This window comes from Leucobacter chromiireducens (genome assembly GCF_003917135.1).
Classification (GTDB): Bacteria; Actinomycetota; Actinomycetes; order Actinomycetales; family Microbacteriaceae; genus Leucobacter; species Leucobacter chromiireducens_A.
Genome location: NZ_RPDI01000076.1, coordinates 1 through 926, shown reverse-complemented (window position 1 = coordinate 926; position 926 = coordinate 1). Strand labels below are relative to the sequence as shown.

Annotated in this window: 1 protein-coding gene and 1 tRNA gene; one reads left to right on the top strand and one right to left on the bottom strand. The window is 69.9% G+C overall.

Annotated elements, in window-relative coordinates; all coding sequences use genetic code 11:
* The first annotated feature begins 125 nt into the window (after nt 1-125).
* A tRNA-His gene (locus EGM46_RS14530) sits at nt 126-201 on the top strand.
* Nucleotides 202-279: 78 nt separating this feature from the next.
* Here EGM46_RS14530 and EGM46_RS14525 read toward each other — a convergent pair.
* Nucleotides 280-926 (bottom strand): hypothetical protein (locus EGM46_RS14525; protein WP_125100823.1); only part of this gene is annotated, 647 nt, incomplete at its 5' end.

Below are 926 nucleotides of genomic sequence, written 5' to 3'. Positions count from 1 at the left end.
GTGCGGGGCGGCGCGGTCGGCCGGCGCGGCACACCCGGGATGTCGGTCGAGTTCGCAGCTCCGTGCCGGCATGGGCTATGATCGGAGAGTTGCCTCGCCCGCCCAGGCGGATGCAGGTCAGCATGGTGGCTATAGCTCAGTTGGTAGAGCACCGGCTTGTGGTGCCGGTGGTCGCGGGTTCAAGTCCCGTTAGCCACCCCACGATCAACACCCCCGACGTTCTCGTCGGGGGTGTTGTGCGTTTCCGGCGCGCTGTGTTTCCAGCGCGCCGGCGCGCCCCTACACCGCCGCGCCGGTGCGCGCGACGTGCGGGGCGCGGCCCAGGAACGTGAGGGCGGGCTCGGCGGCGCGGTAGCTATCGATCGACCCGGCGCGGCGCGCGTTCGTCAGCGCGGCCGAGGCCGGGATGTCGATCTCGATGGGGAGGTTGTAGTCGAGGTAGTGCTCGACGTAGCGGGGCTCGCCGATGCGCGCGATCGAGATGATGCTGTTGAGGTGGCGCTCGAACCAGGGCTCGATGATCGCGAAGGTACGCTCGAGCTCGTGGTTCGCGATGTACGCGAGCATGAGCGTGAAGAGGTGCCACTGCACGAGATCCTGCATCGCGGCGGTCTCGTGGCGCGCGATCATCCGGGACACCTCGACGCTGCGCGCGGACAGGGGGCCGGCGGGGAACGACTCGGGGCAGAACTCTTCGACGGGCAGCTGCGTCTCCTCGCCGCGCACGATGAGGCGCGAGACGCCAAGCACGCGCACCCCGTCCTGGTGGTTCTCGAACACCGCGAACGTGGCGGAACGCGCGTCGTCGGCGTCGCGGTCGGTGCCGTCCTCGAGGATGTCGCTCTCGGAGAGCTGGCCGGTCTGGTCGACGTAGACGCGGCGGCGCAGCGAGAAGTGCGCGAGGTACTCCTCCTCGAGGCCGGGGA